This is a genomic window from Pseudomonas sp. A-B-19, assembly GCF_019947515.1.
In the GTDB taxonomy this organism is placed as follows: domain Bacteria; phylum Pseudomonadota; class Gammaproteobacteria; order Pseudomonadales; family Pseudomonadaceae; genus Aquipseudomonas.
This window is the reverse complement of the sequence record NZ_JAGYGN010000001.1, coordinates 178,062-198,753: the sequence shown is the minus strand read 5'-3', so window position 1 is coordinate 198,753 and position 20,692 is coordinate 178,062. Positions and strand designations below refer to the sequence as shown.

The following is a 20,692-nucleotide window of genomic DNA, read 5'->3' as shown; positions in this document are numbered from 1 at the left end:
CGGGCTCAACCCAACAATTCGCTCATGGCAATAATCTGCTCCGCCACCTGAATCAGCTTCTGCTGGCGACTCATTGCCTGACGGCGCATCAGCGTGTAGGCCTCTTCTTCGTTGCAGTCCTTCATTTTCATCAGCAGTCCCTTGGCCAGTTCGATGCGCTTGCGCTCGGCCAGTTGCTGGTCGCGGGCCTGCAATTGTGCACGCAAGGCCTGGTCGCTTTCGAAGCGCGCCATGGCCACGTCGAGAATCGGCTGCAGGCGTTGTGCGTGAATGCCTTCGACGATGTAGGCACTGACCCCGGACTTGATCGCCTGTCGCATCACTCCGGGGTCGTGTTCGTCGGTGAACATCACAATCGGTCGTGGCCGGTCGCGAGTCACCAGCACCACTTGTTCCATGACATCGCGACCCGGTGACTCGGTATCGATCAGAATCACATCCGGACGCACCGTTTCGACGCGTTCGGGCAGGTCGATGGTCAGGCCGGATTCATCGATCACTTCGAATCCGGCCTCGATCAGGGCGGCCTTCAGGCGTCCGACTTTTTTTGCGGTGTCGTTGATCAGCAGGATACGCAGCATGTTCGTGGTCTCCTGTCAGCGGCTGGCGGATCGATGGGAGCTGTCGCACATGGCGTGCAGTTTGAAACTGCGGGCATAACCGGCCGGGTCCGAGCCGTCCCAGATTTTGCCGTCGATCAACTGGCTGCTGCGCATTTCCTCGGCTGGCGAGGCGACGCCGACGGCACGGGCGGCCTCACGGTAGAGGTCCAGTTGCTGGACCTGCCGCGCCACAGCGAGATAGTCCGGGTCGTCGCGCAACAAGCCCCAGCGGCGGAACTGGGTCATGAACCACATGCCGTCGGACAGGTACGGCAGGTTGACCTCGCCATCCCCGTGCAGGCGCAATGCGTGCGGGTCTTGCCAGCGATGGCCAAGGCCGTCGGCGTATTCGCCCAGCAGGCGCGGTTCGATACAGTCCAGTGGCGCGTCAAGGTACTGATCGGCACTGAGCAATTGTGCGGTACTGCGGCGATTCTCGGTGCTTTCTTCGATGAAACGGCTGGCCTCCAGAACCGCCATCACCAATGCCCGGGCAGTATTGGGGTATTGCTCGACGAACGCGCGGGTGCAGCCCAGGACTTTTTCCGGATGATCGGGCCAGAGGGTCTGGGTCGTGGCCAGGGTGAAGCCGAGGTCCTGTTGCACGGCGCTGGCGGACCAGGGTTCGCCGACGCAGAACCCGTCGATACGCCCGGCTCGCAGGTGCGCGACCATTTGCGGTGGCGGCACCACCACGCTGTCGACATCCTGCAAGGGATGAATGCCCTGGCTGGCGAGCCAGTAATACAACCACATGGCGTGGGTGCCGGTTGGAAAAGTCTGGGCGAAGGTGAGTTTTGAGCGAGTTTGGTGCACGTGCCGATCCAGTGCTTCAGGACTGGTCACTCCAAGGGCCTGCAAGCCGCCGGAAAGATTAATGCTTTGGCCGTTCTGATTCAGGCCCATCAGCACGGCCATGTCGGTCGCCGCCACGCCACCGATACCCAGGTGTACGGCGTAAATCAGACCGTAGAGGCTGTGGGCGGCATCGAGTTCGCCGCTGACCAGTTTGTCCCGCAGGTTGGCCCAGGACGATTGGCGCTTGAGGTTCAGGGTCAAGCCGTGGGGTTGGGCGAAGCCCTGGGTGGCGGCGACCACCACCGAGGCGCAGTCGCTCAGGGCCATGAAGCCGAGATTGATTTCGGTTTTTTCCGGGGCATCGCTGCCATTGACCCAGGCCAGAGGGCCGGCTGACGGTTCGTTCATCGCGTGTTCACCTTGCAAAAAAAACGTCGTCCCGAGTCCTTGCATGAGCAGGCCGTGGACGACGCCATTGTCTTTGCACACATTCCGTCGTCGGCATGGGTGCTGGTACCAGGATTGGTGCAAGGCATATGCCATTAACCGCTGATTTGCTCTCGCGCCTCGCTTGCAGCGCCGATGCCCGGCTATAATCGCCGCCTCAATTCGCCGCCCATCGAGTCAAATCCGCCCATGTACACCCTGGCCCGTCAGCTGTTGTTCAAACTCTCCCCGGAAACCTCCCACGATCTGTCCCTGGACCTGATCGGCGCGGGCGGGCGTCTTGGGCTCAACGGCTTGCTGTGCAAGGCGCCGGCGAAGATGCCGGTGAATGTCATGGGCCTGGACTTCCCGAATCCGGTGGGACTGGCCGCCGGTCTGGACAAGAACGGTGCGGCCATCGATGGTTTCGCCCAACTGGGTTTCGGTTTTGTCGAAATCGGCACCATCACGCCGCGTCCGCAGCCGGGCAACCCGAAGCCGCGCCTGTTTCGTTTGCCGGAGGCCGAGGCGATCATCAATCGCATGGGTTTCAACAACCTCGGCGTCGATCACCTGCTGGCCCGCGTGGCGGCGGCCAAGTACAAGGGCGTGCTGGGTATCAACATCGGCAAGAACTTCGACACGCCTGTCGAGCGTGCCGTGGACGACTACCTGATCTGCCTGGACAAGGTTTACGCCCACGCCAGCTATGTGACGGTCAACGTCAGTTCGCCGAACACGCCAGGCCTGCGCAGCCTGCAATTCGGTGACTCGCTCAAGCGGTTGCTGGCCGATCTGGCCGAGCGCCGCACGGAACTGACAATGCGTCATGGCAAACATGTCCCGCTGGCGATCAAGATCGCGCCGGACATGAGCGACGAAGAAACCGCTCAGGTTGCGCAAGCGCTGATCGAAACCGGAATGGATGCCGTCATTGCGACTAACACCACCCTGAGCCGCGTAGGCGTCGAAGGCCTGGAGCATGGCGACGAAGCCGGTGGTTTGTCCGGCGCACCGGTTCGCGACAAGAGCACCCACACCGTGACAGTGCTGGCTTCGGAGCTGGGTGGTCGGCTGCCGATCATTGCTGCCGGCGGCATTACCGAAGGCAAGCACGCCGCAGAAAAAATCACCGCAGGCGCAAGCCTGGTGCAGATCTATTCGGGCTTCATCTACAAAGGCCCGGCGCTGATTCGTGAGTCGGTAGACGCCATCGCAGCGCTACGCTAAAGGTCGCTTGGGGGCTTTTGTGGCGGTGTTTCTGGCAGGCATAAAAAAGGGCTCCTTAAAAGGAGCCCCTGGGCCGGAGCCCGCCGTCCGGATGGGACGCGCATGGTTAATTCAGTACAAAATCAGATTGTCGTGTCGGAGTGTTTTGCCCTGTAATTAGCCGACGGCGTGAAGTTCGTTGAGTCTGTGGATTCCCGCAGTGCCGGTCATACCGTCCCAGTTGTCGCCGCGTCCTTCTCGCCAGCCGTTGATCCAGGCTTGACGTACCGACGGTAGAGTAAATGGGCAAAGCTCACGGGATTTACCACCAACGCCATATTGATATCCGCGCAAAAATGCTCTTTCCAACGGATCACGCTTAAGTCTTCTCATAGGGTGTTGCCCTCACTTGTTGACTGTATTTATCGCGTCGACCTCAATTGAGGTCTGGCAGAAAAACTCTGCCGTTGGGGGCTCGTTGCCGGCGTGACGAGCCAAGGTGTTGGCGTCATTGCGGCGCCAACCTGAGTTGAGTTCTAACCAATGCGTCACATCGAGGGAATGATCGTTTTGTCATAAGAACGTAACTGTTAATGTGCTAAGGCCATAAGTAACAGCGTGTTTACCGTATTTATTGGCCAAACCCCGGTATGATCGGCCCTGCGCTGGATGATGGGCTTAATCCTTTAGTGAGAATGGCTCCCGTTGCCGGGAAGCACTATTCGACGAAGGGTCGACTTATGACATTTTGTTGCATCAACTTTTTTATCTGTCCTTGCATCTAAGCTCTTTTAACCTGGGCAGCAAGGGTGGAACGGCACACCTTCGTGCCACGCGGGCGCTCTTCGAGAAAAGCGCCTGATTGAAAACCGGACCGGCAATGCGTTGCCCGGTCACTTAGCTAAAGGTTCTGGAATTCCCATGTCCGATCGTTTCGAACTCTTCCTCACTTGCCCAAAAGGCCTTGAAGGCCTGCTCATCGAGGAAGCCGTCGGGCTTGGCCTTGAGGAAGCGCGGGAGCACACCTCGGCCGTGCGCGGCATGGCCACCATGGAAACCGCTTATCGCCTGTGCCTGTGGTCGCGTCTGGCCAACCGTGTGCTGCTGGTGCTCAAACGTTTCCCGATGAAAGACGCCGAAGACCTGTATCACGGTGTGCTGGACATCGAGTGGCAAGACCACATGCTCAATGACGGCACCCTGGCCGTCGAATTCAGCGGCCATGGCTCGGGTATCGACAACACCCACTTCGGCGCGCTGAAGGTCAAGGACGCCATCGTCGACAAGCTGCGTACCCCGCAAGGCGACCGTCCGTCCATCGACAAGCTCAACCCGGACCTGCGCATTCACCTGCGCCTGGACCGTGGCGAAGCCATTCTGTCCCTCGACCTGTCCGGCCACAGCCTGCACCAGCGCGGCTATCGCCTGCAGCAAGGTGCGGCACCGCTGAAGGAAAACCTCGCGGCCGCCATCCTGATCCGTTCCGGCTGGCCACGTATCGCAGCCGAAGGCGGCGCGCTGGCCGACCCGATGTGCGGTGTCGGTACCTTCCTGGTCGAGGCGGCGATGATCGCCGCCGACATCGCGCCGAACCTGCGTCGCGAGCAGTGGGGTTTCACCGCCTGGCTCGGTCACGTCCCGGCGCTGTGGAAAAAACTCCACGAAGAAGCGTCCGAGCGTGCCGCTGCCGGCCTGGCCAAAACACCACTGTGGATTCGCGGCTATGAAGCCGATCCGCGGCTGATTCAACCGGGTCGTAACAACGTCGAGCGTGCCGGCCTGAGCGAGTGGATCAAAATCTACCAAGGTGAGGTCGCGACCTTCGAGCCGCGCCCGGACCAGAACCAGAAAGGCCTGGTGATCTGCAACCCTCCATACGGCGAGCGTCTGGGTGACGAGGCGAGCCTGCTCTACCTCTACCAGAACCTTGGCGAGCGTCTGCGTCAGGCCTGCCTGAACTGGGAAGCGGCGGTGTTCACCGGCGCGCCGGACCTGGGCAAGCGCATGGGCATCCGCAGCCACAAGCAGTATTCGTTCTGGAACGGTGCCTTGCCGTGCAAGCTGTTGCTGATCAAGGTACTGCCGGATCAGTTCGTCACCGGCGAGCGTCGTACTCCGGAACAGCGCCAGGTCGAGCGTGAGCAAGCCGCCTACGATCAGGCGCCGAACGAACCGCAGGAGCGCAAGTTCAACAAAAACGGCAACCCGATCAAACCGACGCCGGCACCGGCACCGGTGGTCGAGCAACCGCGCCTGAGCGAAGGTGGGCAGATGTTCGCCAACCGCCTGCAAAAGAACCTCAAGGCCCTGGGCAAGTGGGTCAAGCGTGAAGGCATCGACTGCTACCGCGTGTATGACGCCGACATGCCGGAATACTCCATGGCCATCGACCTGTATCACGATTGGGTTCACGTCCAGGAATACGCGGCGCCGAAATCCATCGATCCGGAAAAGGCCTCGGGCCGTATGTTCGATGCCCTGGCGGCGATTCCGCAGGCGTTGAACATCGACAAGAGCCGTGTAGTGGTAAAACGCCGCGAGCGTCAGAGTGGCACCCGGCAGTACGAGCGCCAGGCGGCGCAGGGCAAGTTTGTCGAGGTCAATGAAGGCGGCGTGAAGCTGCTGGTGAACCTCACCGACTACCTCGACACCGGGCTGTTCCTCGACCATCGGCCGATGCGCATGCGTATCCAGAAGGAGGCGGCGGGCAAACGCTTTCTCAATCTGTTCTGCTACACCGCGACGGCCAGTGTGCATGCGGCCAAGGGCGGCGCGCGCAGCACCACCAGTGTCGACCTGTCGAAAACCTATCTGGACTGGGCGCGTCGCAACCTGTCGCTGAACGGTTTTTCCGACAAGAACCGCCTGGAGCAGGGCGATGTAATGGCGTGGCTCGAAGCCAGTCGTGACGAGTACGACCTGATCTTCATTGACCCGCCGACGTTCTCCAACTCCAAGCGTATGGAAGGCGTGTTCGACGTGCAGCGTGACCAGGTGCAATTGATCGACCTGGCCATGGCGCGGCTGGCACCTGGCGGCGTGTTGTACTTCTCCAACAACTTCCGCAAGTTCGAACTGGAGGCCAACCTCGGCGAGCGTTATGCGGTCGAGGAGATCACCGCCCAGACGATCGATCCGGATTTTGCCCGCAACGCAAAAATCCATCGCGCCTGGAAAATCATGGCTCGCTAGATAGCTGTGCTGATTCACTGTAGGAGCGAGCCCGGAGCCGAGCTCGCTCCTACAGTGCTGGTCAAATTAGTGGCCAATAGCTATAACTCAGTCCATGGCCAAAGGGCTTTTCCGCACCTGGCGTTTTGAGTTTGCGTTTTATGTCGTTGCACGCCGTGCGCCCCAGGATCCTGGGTTTTATCAGCGAAGATGTTTCGGCCTGGCTGGTCGCACTGCTGGTGTTGCTGACCGGCGGGGTGCTCACCGGGGTACTGGCATGGTCGACGCTGAATCTGTTTCACCATCAATTGCGGCAACGCTTTCAACTGCTGGCCAGTGAGCGTTACAGCCGTATCGAAGAGCGTTTCGAAGATCAGGAGCAGCGTCTTGATGGCCTGCGCCGGTTTTTCGCCAACTCCGATTCGGTTTCTCGAACGGATTTCGACGGTTACACCCAGCCTTTACTATTGCGAACCCAGGCTTATTCCTTTGCCAAACGGGTCACTCGTGACGAGCGGGCGGCGTTCGAGGGGCGAGTGCGTGACGAAGGCTTGAGCAGCTTCACCCTGAGAGAGCTCAGCGCTGACGGCCAATTGCAGCTGGCCGGCGAGCGAGATGAGTACGTAGCGGTCCTGTATAGCCAGACGCAAAGCAGACTTGGCTCCCCCCTCGGTTACGACTTGCTGGCCCAGCCGCTGCGGCGTGCCACGCTCGATCGGGCCGATCAGCGTGGTGGCATGGCAGTGTCGCAACCGATGCATCTGGTGAGTATCGAGCCGGCTTATGCGCGAGGCGTGCTGCTGGTCGCGCCGGTCACGCAACATGACAATCAGGGCCACAAAGCCAAGAAACCTTACGGTTATGTCATGGCAGTGATCAGCATGCGCCAGTTGCTGGTGGACGGACTGCCGCAGGCGAGCCGTGACTATCTCTCGGTGCGTATCCTCGATTTGTCGACCGACGAGCAGCACGAGGTGCTGTTCGAGTCGCCCAACCCGCCGGCTATCAGCGAGTTGTCCGCCACGCGCCTGCTACGCATGGCTGACCATGACTATCAAGTCGATATCCAGCCCAGCGACGCGTTCTTGCGGGCCAACCATTCCTCCGTGACCAGTCTGGTGGTGTTGGGTGGATTGCTCAGCGTGTTGCTCAGTGCCTTGCTGTATGTGCTGGTCAGTCAACGGCAGCGGGCGCTGAAACTGGTCGAACAACGCACCCGGGAGCTGCGGGATCGAGAACAGGAACTGCGTGGCACCCATGGTCAGTTGCGTGGCGTGCTGAATGCCGCCACTCAGGTTGCGATCATCGCCACCGACCTGCGCGGGGTCATCAGCACCTTCAACGCCGGTGCCGAGCAGATGCTCGGCTATAGCAGTGCCGAGGTGGTGGGGCACATGACCCTGGAGAACCTGCACCTGTCCCGGGAGCTGGTCGCTCGCTCGGCGCAGTTGAGCGCGCGCTATGGCAAGCCGGTCCCAACCTGCCACGCGATGCTGGTCGAAGGCGACATGGAGGGCACCCACGAGGCGCGGGAGTGGACGCTGGTGCGAGGCGATGGCAGCCATTTGATGGTCAACATGCTCGCCACGCCAGTGCTCGACGAGCAAGGCCTGTGGGTCGGGCACCTGGCGGTGTGCATCGACATCACCGAACGCAAACGGGTCCACGAAGCGCTCGCGGCGCGGGACCTGCTGTTGAAGAAGCTCAGTGCCCATGTGCCCGGTGGCATCTACCAGTTCAAGATGGAGTTCGACGGACGCTTCAGTGTGATCTATGCCAGTGACGGCATTCGCGAGATCTACGAACTCGAACCCGATGTGCTGGTGCTCAATGCCGAAGCGATCTTCACCCGGATTCACCCTCTGGACACCACCCGTGTCCGCGCCTCGATTCGCGCCTCGGCTGACACCCTCAGCCCGTGGCGTGAGGAATACCGGGTGCAACTGCCGCAACGTGGTTTGCGTTGGGTTCGCGGCGAAGCCACTCCGGAGGAGCTGCCCGGTGGCGGCGTGCTGTGGCACGGCTATATCTCGGACATTTCCGATATGAAACGGGTAGAGGAGGAATTGCGCGCGTTGTCGGTCACCGATTCCCTGACCGGCATCCACAACCGGCGTTATTTCCAGGAGCGCCTGACCATCGAAATGGCCCGAGTGGAGCGCGGCGGTGGGAATCTGTCGGTGATCATGCTCGATATCGACCATTTCAAGCGCATCAATGACCTGCACGGTCATGCCATCGGTGATCGGGTGTTGCAGGTCGTGTGCGAACGGATCGGTCATCGGCTGCGCCGCACCGATGTGTTCTGCCGTCTGGGCGGTGAGGAGTTCATGGTGCTGTGCCCGGATATCAGCGGCGAACATGCCTATGTGTTGGCCCGGCAATTGTGGCAAGGCTTGCGCAGTTCACCCATTGACGAAGTGGGTACGGTCACCGCCAGTTTCGGGATTGCCAGTTGGCGGGCCGGAGAGGGCGCCGATGCCTTGCTGTTGCGTGCGGATTCGGGGGTCTATGCGGCGAAGCAGGCGGGAAGGGATCGGGTTGAGGCGCAATTGAACTAGAGGGTGCACGCAATCCCTGTAGGAGCTGGCTTGCCAGCGAAGACGTTTTGTCAGTCAATATTCATGTTGACTGAACGGCCGCATTCGCTGGCAAGCCAGCTCCTACATTAGGTCCGTGATGCTCTACAACACCGAAGCCGTCTGCGGCATTTTCGGTTGGCGGTACAGGTCCAGCAGCACCTGATCGAGCACCGACGAGGCGCCGAACGGGGCCTTGTCGTTGAGGATCGCCACCACCGCCCAAGTGTTGCCGTTGACGTCGCGACTGAATCCGGCAATCGCCCGCACGGTGTTCAGGGTGCCGGTCTTGACGTGGGCTTCACCGCGCATCGCGGTGGTCTTCAGGCGCTTGCGCATGGTGCCGTCGGTGCCGGCAATCGGCATCGAACTGATGTACTCGGCGGCATACGGGCTGTGCCACGCGGCTTCGAGCATCGAGGCCATTTCCCGGGCGCTGACGCGCTCGGCACGGGACAGGCCCGAGCCGTTCTCCATCACCAGGTGCGGCGCGGTGATGCCCTTCTTCGCCAGCCACTGGCGCACGACACGCTGGGCGGCCTTGGCGTCGTCACCATCGGCATCGGTGCGGAAGCGTTGGCCCAGGCTCAGGAACAACTGCTGAGCCATGGTGTTGTTACTGTACTTGTTGATATCGCGGATGATTTCCGCCAGATCCGGGGAGAACGCCCGGGCCAGGACCTTGGCGTCCTTGGGTGTTGGCGCCAGCACGTCCTTGCCCTGAATGCTGCCACCCAGTTCTTTCCAGATCGCGCGGACGGCACCGGCGGTGTAGGTTGCGTGGTCGAGCAGTGACAGGTAAGTCTGCGAGCTGCAGCCTTCGCCCAGTTGGCCGCCGACAGTAACGGTCATAGTGCCATCGGCCTGGGCCACCGGGTTGTAGCGCACGCCACCGGTGCATTGTTTGGAATTGAGGGCCTTGACCTGGTTGTCGATACGGATGGTTGCAATCGGCGGTTCCACCGAGACCAGCACTTTGCCCGAGTCATTGCGCGCGACGAAGCGCAGCGCCTTGAGGTTGACCAGCAGCGAGTCGGGTTTGACCAGGAACGGTTTGTTCTCGTCGTTGCCGTCGTCGTTGAACTCCGGCAATTGCGGTTGCACGAAGAAGGTTTTATCCAGCACCAGGTCGCCGGTGACCTGGGTGACGCCGTTGGCACGCAGGTCGCGCATCAGCAACCAGAGTTTTTCCATGTTCAGCTTCGGATCGCCGCCACCCTTGAGGTAGAGGTTGCCGTTGAGAATGCCGCCACTCAAGGTGCCGTCGGTGTAGAACTCGGTTTTCCACTGGTGGTTCGGGCCGAGCATTTCCAGGGCCGCGTAGGTGGTGACCAGTTTCATGGTCGACGCCGGGTTGACCGAGACGTCTGCGTTGAACACTGTCGGAGTGCCGGGGCCGGTGAGCGGGATCATCACCAGCGACAGGGCGTTGTCCTGCAACTTGCTGGCCTTCAGGGCTTTTTCAACGTTGGGCGACAACGCGGTATTGATGGGAGCGGCGCAAACGGGAAGGGCCAGGGGGAGAAGAAAACCGGCCAACAGCAATGGACGCAAAGATCTGATCATCTGAAATAAAACCCTACAGTCGAGGGGGAAAAGACGAGGGCATGGAGATAAATTCCCTCAATGGTCATGAAAGTGTCGGCATTATGCCCCAAGGTTTCACCGCTTGGGCCGTGCGTGGGCATTCTGATCGGCTATTTTTTTACCGACGGTAGGCGTGGTGGCCCAGAGAGTCAGGCAATCGGCCGCTTAAACTGCTAAAGTGCCGCCCGTTATTACTTAAGAGGATTGTTCCAATGGCGACTAACCGTTCCCAGCGTCTGCGCAAAAAACTGTGCGTCGATGAATTTCAAGAGCTGGGTTTCGAACTGAACCTGGATTTCAAAGAAGATTTGGCTGATGAAGCCATTGATGCTTTCCTCGACGCGTTCCTCAAAGAAGCCATGGAAGCCAACGGTCTGGGTTATGTTGGCGGCGACGACTACGGTCTGGTTTGCCTGCAGAAGCGTGGCTCGGTCAGCGCTGAACAGCGCGCTGCCGTTGAAGCCTGGCTCAAAGGCCGCACCGAGCTGACCAGCGTTGAAGTCAGCCCGCTGCTGGACGTCTGGTACCCGGAAAAGCCGATCAATCCGGTAGCTTGATGTTCCAGTAAAAAACGGCGACTCAAGGGTCGCCGTTTTTTTATGGGGATCAAAAAATCGTCCAAACGCGGCCCGAGCCTTCGGCAGCTCCTGCGGGGCGGTGTAAACCTGTAGGAGCTGTCGAGTGCAACGAGGCTGCGATCTTTCAGCTTTTACGCCAATTCAAAATCAGCAGCGTCACCACCCCCGCGACAATCCCCCAGAACGCCGAACCGATGGAAAACAGTGTCAGCCCTGACGCCGTGACCATGAAGGTGATCAGCGCCGCTTCACGTTCTTTCACTTCGCTCATGGCGATGCTCAAGCCGTTGATGATCGAGCCGAACAGCGCCAGCGCCGCAATCGACAGCACCAACTCCTTGGGCAGCGCGGCAAACAATGCTGCGAGCGTCGCGCCGAATACGCCGGCGATCCCGTAGAAAACCCCGCACCAGACCGCGGCGGTATAGCGCTTGTTGCGATCCTCATGGGCGTGCGGTCCGGTGCAGATCGCTGCGCTGATGGCCGCCAGATTGATCCCGTGGGAACCGAACGGTGCCAGCAGCAAACTGGCGATGCCGGTGGTGGTGATCAGCGGCGAGGCGGGCACCGTGTAGCCATCGGCGCGCAATACGGCGATGCCGGGCATGTTTTGTGAGGTCATGGCAACGACAAACAGCGGGATGCCGATGCTGATGGTCGCGGCCAGGGAGAAGTGCGGCGTGGTCCAGACCGGCGTGGCCACTTCCAAGTGGAAACCGCTGAAGTCCAGCAGCCCCATGAAGCCTGACAATGTCGTGCCGATCAGCAATGCAGCCAACACCGCATAGCGTGGCGACAGGCGCTTGACCACCAGATAAGTGACAAACATCCCCAGTACCAGGGCGGTGCGGTGTTGCGCGGCGACGAAAATCTCGCTGCCGATCTTGAACAGGATCCCCGCCAGCAGGGCGGCGGCCAGGGATGCTGGAATTTTTTTCATCAGTCGTTCGAAGCTGCCGGTCAGCCCGCAAATCGTCACCAGCACCGCGCAGGTGATATAGGCACCGATGGCTTCGCCATAGCTCACGCCGCCAAGGCTGGTGATCAGCAGCGCGGCGCCGGGGGTCGACCAGGCAACGGTGATCGGCGTGCGATAACGCAAGGACAGGCCGATGGAGCACACCGCCATGCCGATCGAGATGGCCCAGATCCACGAAGAAATCTGCCCGCTGCTCAGGCCCGCCGCTTGCCCTGCCTGAAACATCAGCACCAGGGAGCTGGTGTAGCCGGTCATCATGGCGATGAATCCGGCGACGATGGCCGAGGGCGAGGTGTCGGCCAACGGGCGGAATTGCGTGTGGGTGGCGTCGTTCATGACGGGGGTGTTCCTTGTCTATAAAAGCAATGAATCAAGCAGGTATTTGTGGCTGGCCCAAATGTGTGGCGAGGGAGCTTGCTTCCGCTGGGCTGCGAAGCAGCCCCAATCCAGGCACCGCAGTGTGCCCAATGAAATGCGTCGGCTGACTTTACGACTGCTGCGCAGTCGAGCGGGAGCAAGCTCCCTCGCCACAAAAATGTCTCTCGCCAAAAGTTTTGTGTTTTAAGCCTAAACTCAAAAGTAACCAGACGTTGCAATACAGCCGAAGCAACATTCGGCCGTACAGTCGTGTTGCCACCGTCCATTGTGTACAATCGCAGTGTTATTTACGCGATACTTGCCAGCGACCCACCGTGCCGTCATACAGTCACCGTCAATTCGCCGCAGTTCTTCCGACTCGAGTGCCCATGAACGAACAGTTGCAACCCCTAAAGAAACAACCGCGTGCAGGCAAAGCCGGCCGTAGCGGTACCCAGGACGATATTGTCTACGCGCATATCTTCGAGGCCATCCTCGAACAGCGCCTGGCGCCCGGCACCAAGTTGAGCGAAGAAGCGCTGGGGGAAATTTTCGGGGTCAGCCGCACCATCATTCGCCGCGCCTTGTCGCGCCTGGCCCACGAAGGCGTGGTATTGCTGCGTCCGAATCGCGGCGCCGTGGTTGCCAGCCCGAGCGTCGAAGAGGCGCGCCAGGTGTTCATGGCCCGCCGTCTGGTCGAGCGCGCGATCACTGAACTGGCCGTTCAGCACGCGACCGCCGAGCAGATTGCCGAATTGCGCCAGATGGTCAATGACGAGCGCGACAGCTTTTCCCGTGGCGACCGCGGTGCCGGCATCCGCCTGTCGGGCGAATTCCACCTGAAACTGGCCGAAGCGGCGAAAAACGCCCCGTTGATCAGTTTCCAGCGCAGCCTGGTGTCCCAGACTTCGCTGATCATCGCCCAGTACGAAAGCGGCAACCGTTCCCACTGCTCCTACGACGAGCACACCCAGTTGATCGACGCCATAGAGAAGCGCGACGCTGAACTGGCGGTCAACCTGATGATGCATCACATGGATCACATCGACAGCAAGCTCAACCTCGATGAGGAAAGTGCTTCGGATGATCTGCATGCGGTGTTTTCGCATTTGTTGCAGACCAAGAAGCCAGGGCGGTCGACCGCGAAGCTCTGATCTGTAGGAGCGAGCTTGCTCGCGATGAACCTGAGGGCGCCACGGGGTGTCAGGCTTCCCGTGTAATCGTTTACGACCATCGCGAGCAAGCTCGCTCCTACAGAGGATCAAAAAAATCCCCCGGAATCTGATGATTGCGGGGGATTTTTTATGTCTGGAGAAATTTAGCGCTGATGCACCAGATTCCCCGCCGCATAGGTCTGCAACACAGTCCGGTCATCCCCCAGGGTCATCAACACAAACAACGTCTCGGCGATGTTATTGGCCTGCTTCAGGCGATAGCCCAGCAGCGGCGTGGCGTTGTAGTCCAGCACGAGGAAGTCGGCATCGGTGCCCGGTTGCAGGTTGCCGATCTTGTCTTCCAGGCGCAGCGCGCGGGCGCCGCCGAGGGTCGCCAGGTACAGCGACTTGAACGGGCTCAGGCGTGCACCTTGCAGCTGCATGACCTTGTAGGCTTCGTTGAGGGTTTGCAGCAGCGAGAAACTGGTGCCACCGCCCACATCGGTGCCGATGCCGACATTGAGCTTGTGCTTCTCGGCCATCGGCAGGTTGAACAGGCCACTGCCGAGGAAGAAGTTCGAGGTCGGGCAGAACGAGATGGCCGAACCGGTTTCTGCAAGTCGTGCGCATTCGTCATCGCACAGGTGCACACCGTGGGCGAACACCGAGCGTTCGCCGAGCAACTGGTAGTGATCGTAGACGTCCAGGTAGCCCTTGCGCTCCGGGAACAGCGCCTTGACCCACTCGATTTCCTTGAGGTTTTCGCTGATGTGGGTCTGCATGTACAGATCCGGGTATTCGGTCAGCAACTGGCCGGCCAGGGTGAGCTGCTCCGGGGTGCTGGTCGGTGCGAAGCGTGGGGTGACGGCGTAGTGCAGGCGACCCTTGCCGTGCCAGCGCTCGATCAGCGCCTTGCTTTGCACGTAGCTGGATTCGGCGGTGTCGGTCAGGTAGTCCGGGGCGTTGCGGTCCATCATCACCTTGCCGGCGATCATCCGCAGGTCGAGCTGCTCGGCGGCTTCGAAGAACGAGTCCACCGATTGCGGGTGCACGCTGCCGAATACCAGCGCAGTGGTGGTGCCGTTGCGCAGCAGTTCCTTGATGAAAATGTCCGCGACTTCATCGGCATGGGCCTTGTTGGCGAACTGGCTTTCGCACGGGAAGGTGTAGGTGTTGAGCCAGTCCAGCAATTGCTCGCCGTAGGCACCGACCATGCCGGTTTGCGGCAGGTGGATATGGGTGTCGATGAAGCCGGGAGTGATCAGTGCGTCCTGATAGTGGGTGATTTCGACGTCAGCCGGCAGGCTCGGCAGCAATTCGCTGGCGTGGCCCAGGGCGCTGATCTGGCCGTTATCCACAACCAGCAAGCCGTCTTCGAAATACTCGTAGGAGGCTTCGATGCCCACGATGGCGGGGTCGGCGATGCTGTGCAGGATAGCGGCACGGTAGGCTTTGCGAGTCAGTGACATGGGTATTCTCAATGGGAGGCTTGGCTGCGGCGTGACGCAGGCAGCAGTTTGGCAATCGATCCGGCGCTGGCGGTGTGCTGCCCGAAGTTCGCGTTATAGGTGGCGATGATTTCGCCAGCGATGGAGATGGCGATTTCCACAGGCAACTTGCCTTTGACTTCGCCGATGCCCATCGGGCAGCGCATGCGTTGCACGACGCTGCTGTCGAAACCACGGTCGCGCAGGCGATGTTCGAACTTCACGCGCTTGGTCTTTGAGCCGATCAGGCCGAAGTAGGCGAAGTCGTTGCGCTTGAGGATCGCAGCGGTCAGTTCGAGGTCGAGCTGGTGGTTGTGGGTCATCACGATGCAATAGCTGCCGGCGGGCAGGTCATCGATTTCATCCACCGGTTCTTCGCTGACGATCTTGCGCACGCCGTGGGGGATCTGCTCAGGGAATTCATCTTCCCGCGAATCGATCCAGCGTACCCGGCAGGGCAGGCTGGCCAGCAACGGCACCAGCGCGCGGCCGACATGACCGGCACCGAACACGGCGATCTGCGCTTGAACCTGGCCCATCGGTTCGAACAGCAAAACGGTTGCACCGCCGCAGCATTGGCCCAGGCTGGCACCGAGGCTGAAACGCTCCAGATGCGTGTCCTGCTTGCCGCTGGCCAGCATCTCGCGGGCGATCTTCATGGCCTTGTATTCCAGGTGCCCGCCACCGATGGTGTCGAAGCTCTGGTTAGCGCTGATGACCATCTTCGAGCCGGCATTACGCGGCGTCGAGCCGAGCTCTTCGATGATGGTCACCAGCACGCAGGGCTCACCCCGGTTTTGCAGGTCGGCGAGGGCGTCGATCCAGTTGTACATGTTCACCTCGACATCTGTGTTGTCTGTTTGGGCCTCTTCGCTGGCAAGCCAGCTCCTACAGGTGATATGCGATCCTTGTAGGAGCTGGCTTGCCAGCGAACCAGGCGCCGCGGTCCTTGTAGGAGCTGGCTTGCCAGCGAACCAGGCGACGCGGTCTTTAGAGCGAGGCCAACTCGGTTTCAGCCTCGACAGCCTTCGCTGCCTTCAGCTGGCGCATCTGCTCACAGCCCCACAACACCCGCTCCGGGGTCGCCGGTGCGTCGATCTTCGGTTGATGCTTGTAATCGCCCAGGCTGGCCACGGCGTCCTTGATTGCGCACCAGGAGGCGATGCCGAGCATGAACGGCGGCTCGCCCACGGCCTTGGAATGGAACACCGTGTCCTCCGGGTTCTTGCGGTTTTCCACCAGCTTGACGCGCAGGTCCAGCGGCATGTCCGCCGCGGTCGGGATCTTGTAGCTGGCCGGGCCGTTGGTCATCAGCTTGCCCTTGTCGTTCCACACCAGCTCTTCCATGGTCAGCCAGCCCATGCCCTGGATGAAACCGCCCTCGACCTGACCAATGTCGATGGCCGGGTTGAGCGAGGCGCCGACGTCGTGGAGGATGTCGGTGCGCAGCATCTTGTATTCGCCGGTCAGGGTATCGACCAGCACCTCGCAGCACGCCGCGCCGAAGGCGAAGTAGTAGAACGGACGGCCACGGGCCTGGCTGCGGTCGTAGTAGATTTTCGGGGTCTTGTAGAAGCCGGTGCTCGACAGCGACACCTGGGCGAAATACGCCTGCTGGATCAATGCTTCGAAGGTCAGGATGTGATCGCGGACCCGCACGTGGCCGTTGTGGAATACCACGTCTTCTTCGCTGACCTTGTAATGGCGAGCCGCGAATTCCACCAGGCGTTGCTTGATGGTTTCAGCCGCGTTCTGCGCGGCCTTGCCGTTCAGGTCGGCACCACTGGAAGCGGCGGTCGGCGAGGTGTTCGGCACCTTGTCGGTGTTGGTCGCGGTGATCTGCACGCGGTCCATTTCCACCTGGAACACTTCGGCCACCACCTGCGCGACCTTGGTGTTCAGGCCCTGGCCCATTTCGGTGCCGCCGTGGTTGAGGTGGATGCTGCCGTCGGTGTAGACGTGCACCAGGGCACCGGCCTGGTTGAGGAAGCTGGCGGTGAAGGAAATGCCGAATTTCACCGGGGTCAGCGCCATGCCTTTTTTCAGGATCGGGCTGTTGGCGTTGTAGCGACGGATCGCTTCGCGACGCTCGGTGTACTGGCTGCTTTCTTCAAGCTCCGCGGTCATCTCTTCGAGCATGTTGTGCTCGACGGTCTGGTAGTAGTGGGTGACGTTGCGCTCGGTCTTGCCATAGTAGTTGGCCTTGCGCACCGCCAGCGGATCGAGGGCCAGGTGACGGGCAATGGCGTCCATCACTTCTTCGATGGCGACCATGCCTTGCGGGCCGCCGAACCCACGGTAAGCCGTGTTCGATGCAGTGTTGGTCTTGCAGCGATGACCGTTGATGGTCGCATCGCCCAGGTAGTACGAGTTGTCCGAGTGGAACATCGCCCGGTCGACGATCGACGCCGACAAGTCGGGCGAGCAACCGCAGTTGCCGGCCAGTTCCAGGTTGATGCCGTGCAGGCGGCCGGTGCTGTCGAAGCCGACGTCGTATTCGACGTAGAAGGGGTGACGCTTGCCGGTCATCAGCATGTCTTCGACCCGTGGCAGGCGCATCTTGGTCGGCTGGCCGGTGAGGTGCGCGATCACCGCGCACAGGCATGCCGGGCTCGCCGCCTGGGTTTCCTTGCCACCGAAACCTCCGCCCATGCGGCGCATGTCGACGACGATCTTGTTCATCGACACGTCCAGCACTTCGGCCACCAGCTTCTGCACTTCGGTGGGGTTCTGGGTGGAGCAGTAGACGATCATGCCGCCGTCTTCGGTGGGCATCACCGAAGAGATCTGGGTTTCCAGGTAGAAGTGCTCCTGGCCACCGATGTGCAGGGTGCCCTGGATGCGGTGCTCGGCGGTGGCCAGCGCCGTGGCTGAATCGCCGCGTTTGTGGGTGTGGCTGTCGAGTACGAAGTGGCGCTTGCGCAGGGCTTCGACCACATCCAGCACAGGCTCGAGGTCTTCGTATTCGATGATCGCGGCCATGGCCGCCTTGCGCGCGGTTTCCAGGTCTTTCGCCGCGACGGCGAGCACCGGTTGACCGACGTATTGCACGGTATCGATGGCCAGCAGCGGATCGCCGGGCAGCAATGGGCCGATGTCTTTCAGGCCCGGCACGTCTTCGTGGGTGATGGCGATGCGCACGCCTTCGAAGGCGTAGCAGGGCGCGGTGTCGATGCTGATGATCCGGGCGTGGGCGCGGTCCGACATGCGCGCATAAACGTGCAACTGGTTCGGGAACTCCAGGCGATCGTCGATGTACTGCGCTTCACCGGCCACATGCTTGGCGGCGCTGTCGTGCTTGACGCTACGGCCGACACCGGTGGTCAGGTCCTTGGCGAACAATTCAGCCAGTTCGGCTTGGGTCTTCTCTACGGCGTGATGATTAGACATAAGCGGTCACCCGAGTCTCGATGTGCGGTGTTTGCAGTTCAATGAAGTATTTGCGCAGCAGGTTTTGTGCGCTGAGCAGGCGGTATTCCTTGCTGGCGCGGAAGTCCGAGAGCGGCGTGAAGTCTTCGCCCAGGGCAGCGCAGGCACGCTCGATAGTGGTGCTGTTGAATGGCGAGCCGAGCAACGCGGCTTCGCAAGCAGCGGCGCGTTTCGGGATGGCCGCCATGCCACCGAAGGCGACGCGGGCTTCGGCCACCACGCCGTTCTCCAGGCGAATGTTGAAGGCGGCGCAGACAGCAGAAATGTCGTCGTCCAGGCGTTTGGAAACCTTGTAGGCGCGAAACAGTTTTTCGACGCTGGCGCGCGGCACGATGATCTTCTCGATGAACTCGCTTTCCTGGCGCGCAGTGACGCGGTAATCGATGAAGTAATCTTCCAGTGCCAGGGTGCGGCGGGTTTCGCCTTTGCACAGGACAATTTGCGCGCCGAGGGCGATCAGCAAGGGCGGCGAGTCACCAATCGGTGAAGCGTTGCCGATGTTGCCGCCGAGGGTGCCCTGGTTGCGGATCTGCAAGGACGCGAAGCGGTGCAGCAATTCACCGAAGTCCGGGTACTCGGCGTTCAAGGCCTCGTAGCAATCGGAAAGGGCGGTAGCGGCACCGATTTCCAGGCGATCGTCAAAACGTTCGATGCGCTTCATCTCGGCGACGTTGCCGACGTAGATCATCACCGGCAGGGTACGGTGGAACTGCGTGACTTCCAGCGCCAGATCAGTACCGCCGGCCAGCAGGCGAGCCTGTGGATAAGCGTCGTAGAGGTCGGCCAGGTCAGCCACGGTCAGCGGCACCAGGCAGCGTTTGTCGCCGCTGTTGAGCTCGCCGATATCGGTCGGGGCAATGGCTTTGAGGCGCGCGATGGTCTCGGCCTCGCGGGCGTCGAACTGGTCCGGCTGTTTGGCGCAGCAGGACTGCTCGGCAGCTTCCAGGATCGGCCGGTAGCCGGTGCAGCGGCACAGATTGCCGGCCAGTGCTTCGTGGGCCTTGGCAGGGTCCGGTGCGTCGCTGTTCTTTTGCAGGGCAAACAGCGACATCACAAAGCCAGGGGTACAAAAGCCGCATTGCGAGCCGTGGCACTCGACCATGGCTTTTTGCACACTGTGCAGTTCACCCTTGTGCTTGAGGTCTTCAACGCTGATGAGTTGTTTGCCGTGCAGGGACGACACGAACGTCAGGCACGAGTTGAGGCTGCGATAGCGAATGTGTTCGCGGCCGTCATCATCGGTCTGCAATTCGCCGACCACCACGGTGCAGGCGCCGCAGTCACCGCTGGCGCAGCCTTCTTTGGTGCCGGGTTTGCCCACATGGTCGCGCAGATAATTGAGCACGGTCAGGTTCGGGTCCAGGGCGTGCTCGCTACGGAGTTCCTGGTTTAGTAAAAACTGGATCACGGAAGGCCTCGCAGACTCATTATTGTTGTTAACCGACAGGAACTGAATTTAGCAGGTCTGACTTTTCGGTCAATGATTTTCTGACTTAAAGGTCAGGAAAATGCAATTTGTCGATTAACCACCTGTTCCTTAATTATTGTCGTTGGTTCGATAGCCTGCTTTTTTGCTTGAATCGTGCCAAAAACCTCCGGACGGGCACTGCGCCCTGATGCAGCAATTGCGCTACACTGCGCCGCTTGTACAGATCGAAGAGTTTGAAAGACAACCATGACGTTCAAGGCGCCGGACAGCCTCGCCGAGCAAATCGCTCACCACCTCGCCGAACGTATCATTCGCGGCGAAATGAAGCCCGGGGAGCGCATCCAGGAGCAGAAAGTCACGCTGGCCCTCAATGTCAGCCGTGGTTCGGTTCGCGAGGCCTTGCTGATCCTCGAGCGTCGGCACTTGATCGCGATCCTGCCGCGACGTGGCGCCCACGTTACCGAACTCACCGCGCACAAGGTGCAGAGCCTGTGCACATTGATGAGTGAGCTCTACATTCTGCTCGGTAACGCGGTGGCCAGTGGCTGGAAAGCCCAGGCCGACATGGCGCCGTTCCTGCAGATCCAGCAGCGCCTGACTGCCAGCTACGAGCGTCAGGACATCCGCACTTTCGTCGACGACAGTTTCAATGTGATGCGCGCCGCGTATCCGTTCGCCAACAACCCGTACTTGCAGGAAACCGTCGAGAATCTGCAGCCGGCCATGAGCCGCGCGTATTTCCTGGCTCTGGACCAGCGCAAAGCGTCGATGAGCGAATTCCTGGAGCTGTTCGAGCGCTTGCTCGCTGCGGTGCTGGCCCGTGATTTTCCGCAGATCCGCGAAGTGCTGACGGCTTACGCCCAGCGCAGTTGCGATCTGGTGGTTTCTGCCCTGACGGACGCCTGAG

General features: G+C 60.7%; 15 protein-coding genes. 6 read left to right on the top strand and 9 right to left on the bottom strand.

Going from position 1 to position 20,692, the window contains the following annotated elements:
• Nucleotides 1–5: 5 nt before the first annotated feature.
• Together KGA81_RS00755 and KGA81_RS00750 are read right to left on the bottom strand one after the other, a co-directional pair.
• Nucleotides 6–581, bottom strand: a complete 576-nt coding sequence (locus KGA81_RS00755) for an ANTAR domain-containing response regulator (RefSeq protein WP_223544152.1) — start codon at nucleotides 579–581, stop codon at nucleotides 6–8.
• A 15-nt stretch (nucleotides 582–596) separates the two neighbouring features.
• A complete protein-coding gene (locus tag KGA81_RS00750; protein WP_223544151.1) occupies nucleotides 597–1,808 on the bottom strand; it encodes a CmpA/NrtA family ABC transporter substrate-binding protein in 1,212 nt (403 codons plus the stop codon).
• 228 nt (nucleotides 1,809–2,036) lie between these two features.
• Here KGA81_RS00750 and KGA81_RS00745 point away from each other — a divergent pair, with 228 nt between their 5' ends.
• Complete coding sequence (locus tag KGA81_RS00745) at nucleotides 2,037–3,056, top strand: quinone-dependent dihydroorotate dehydrogenase (RefSeq protein WP_223544150.1); 1,020 nt, start codon at nucleotides 2,037–2,039, stop codon at nucleotides 3,054–3,056.
• Nucleotides 3,057–3,212: 156 nt separating this feature from the next.
• Here the strand turns inward: KGA81_RS00745 and rmf are convergent, their stop codons facing one another.
• Complete coding sequence (gene rmf / locus KGA81_RS00740; RefSeq protein ID WP_003223300.1) at nucleotides 3,213–3,428, bottom strand: ribosome modulation factor; 216 nt, start codon at nucleotides 3,426–3,428, stop codon at nucleotides 3,213–3,215.
• Nucleotides 3,429–3,956: 528 nt separating this feature from the next.
• Between rmf and rlmKL the strand changes: the two genes are divergently transcribed.
• Entirely contained in the window at nucleotides 3,957–6,227 is a 2,271-nt protein-coding gene (gene rlmKL, locus KGA81_RS00735; protein ID WP_223544149.1) for a bifunctional 23S rRNA (guanine(2069)-N(7))-methyltransferase RlmK/23S rRNA (guanine(2445)-N(2))-methyltransferase RlmL, read from the top strand.
• A 140-nt stretch (nucleotides 6,228–6,367) separates the two neighbouring features.
• Nucleotides 6,368–8,767, top strand: a complete 2,400-nt coding sequence (locus tag KGA81_RS00730) for a GGDEF domain-containing protein (protein WP_223544148.1) — start codon at nucleotides 6,368–6,370, stop codon at nucleotides 8,765–8,767.
• A 123-nt stretch (nucleotides 8,768–8,890) separates the two neighbouring features.
• Here the strand turns inward: KGA81_RS00730 and dacB are convergent, their stop codons facing one another.
• The gene (gene dacB / locus KGA81_RS00725; protein ID WP_223544147.1) at nucleotides 8,891–10,351 is read right to left on the bottom strand and encodes a D-alanyl-D-alanine carboxypeptidase/D-alanyl-D-alanine-endopeptidase; all 1,461 of its coding nucleotides are present in this window, start codon (nucleotides 10,349–10,351) and stop codon (nucleotides 8,891–8,893) included.
• A gap of 233 nt (nucleotides 10,352–10,584) precedes the next feature.
• Here dacB and KGA81_RS00720 point away from each other — a divergent pair, with 233 nt between their 5' ends.
• A complete protein-coding gene (locus KGA81_RS00720; protein WP_007971486.1) occupies nucleotides 10,585–10,929 on the top strand; it encodes a YggL family protein in 345 nt (114 codons plus the stop codon).
• A 145-nt stretch (nucleotides 10,930–11,074) separates the two neighbouring features.
• On the opposite strand, the gene KGA81_RS00715 is transcribed toward KGA81_RS00720, so the two are convergent.
• Nucleotides 11,075–12,265, bottom strand: coding sequence for a benzoate/H(+) symporter BenE family transporter (locus KGA81_RS00715; protein WP_223544146.1), 1,191 nt, complete (start codon nucleotides 12,263–12,265; stop codon nucleotides 11,075–11,077).
• Between the two features lie 410 nt (nucleotides 12,266–12,675).
• Here KGA81_RS00715 and KGA81_RS00710 point away from each other — a divergent pair, with 410 nt between their 5' ends.
• The gene (locus KGA81_RS00710; RefSeq protein ID WP_008050187.1) at nucleotides 12,676–13,440 is read left to right on the top strand and encodes a GntR family transcriptional regulator; all 765 of its coding nucleotides are present in this window, start codon (nucleotides 12,676–12,678) and stop codon (nucleotides 13,438–13,440) included.
• Between the two features lie 164 nt (nucleotides 13,441–13,604).
• Here KGA81_RS00710 and guaD read toward each other — a convergent pair whose 3' ends face one another.
• From guaD to xdhA, 4 genes are all read right to left on the bottom strand, one after another.
• Nucleotides 13,605–14,909, bottom strand: a complete 1,305-nt coding sequence (gene guaD / locus KGA81_RS00700; protein ID WP_223544145.1) for a guanine deaminase — start codon at nucleotides 14,907–14,909, stop codon at nucleotides 13,605–13,607.
• An 8-nt stretch (nucleotides 14,910–14,917) separates the two neighbouring features.
• Complete coding sequence (gene xdhC, locus KGA81_RS00695; protein ID WP_223544144.1) at nucleotides 14,918–15,760, bottom strand: xanthine dehydrogenase accessory protein XdhC; 843 nt, start codon at nucleotides 15,758–15,760, stop codon at nucleotides 14,918–14,920.
• Nucleotides 15,761–15,917: 157 nt separating this feature from the next.
• Nucleotides 15,918–18,317, bottom strand: coding sequence for a xanthine dehydrogenase molybdopterin binding subunit (xdhB, locus tag KGA81_RS00690; protein WP_223544143.1), 2,400 nt, complete (start codon nucleotides 18,315–18,317; stop codon nucleotides 15,918–15,920).
• On the bottom strand, nucleotides 18,310–19,764 hold the full coding sequence (xdhA, locus tag KGA81_RS00685) for a xanthine dehydrogenase small subunit (protein ID WP_223544142.1): 1,455 nt from the start codon (nucleotides 19,762–19,764) through the stop codon (nucleotides 18,310–18,312). Before xdhA ends, xdhB begins: the two co-directional genes overlap by 8 nt.
• Before the next feature lie 267 nt (nucleotides 19,765–20,031).
• On the opposite strand from xdhA, the gene KGA81_RS00680 reads away from it, so the two are divergent.
• Nucleotides 20,032–20,691, top strand: a complete 660-nt coding sequence (locus KGA81_RS00680; protein WP_223544141.1) for a GntR family transcriptional regulator — start codon at nucleotides 20,032–20,034, stop codon at nucleotides 20,689–20,691.
• Nucleotide 20,692 lies beyond the last annotated feature (1 nt).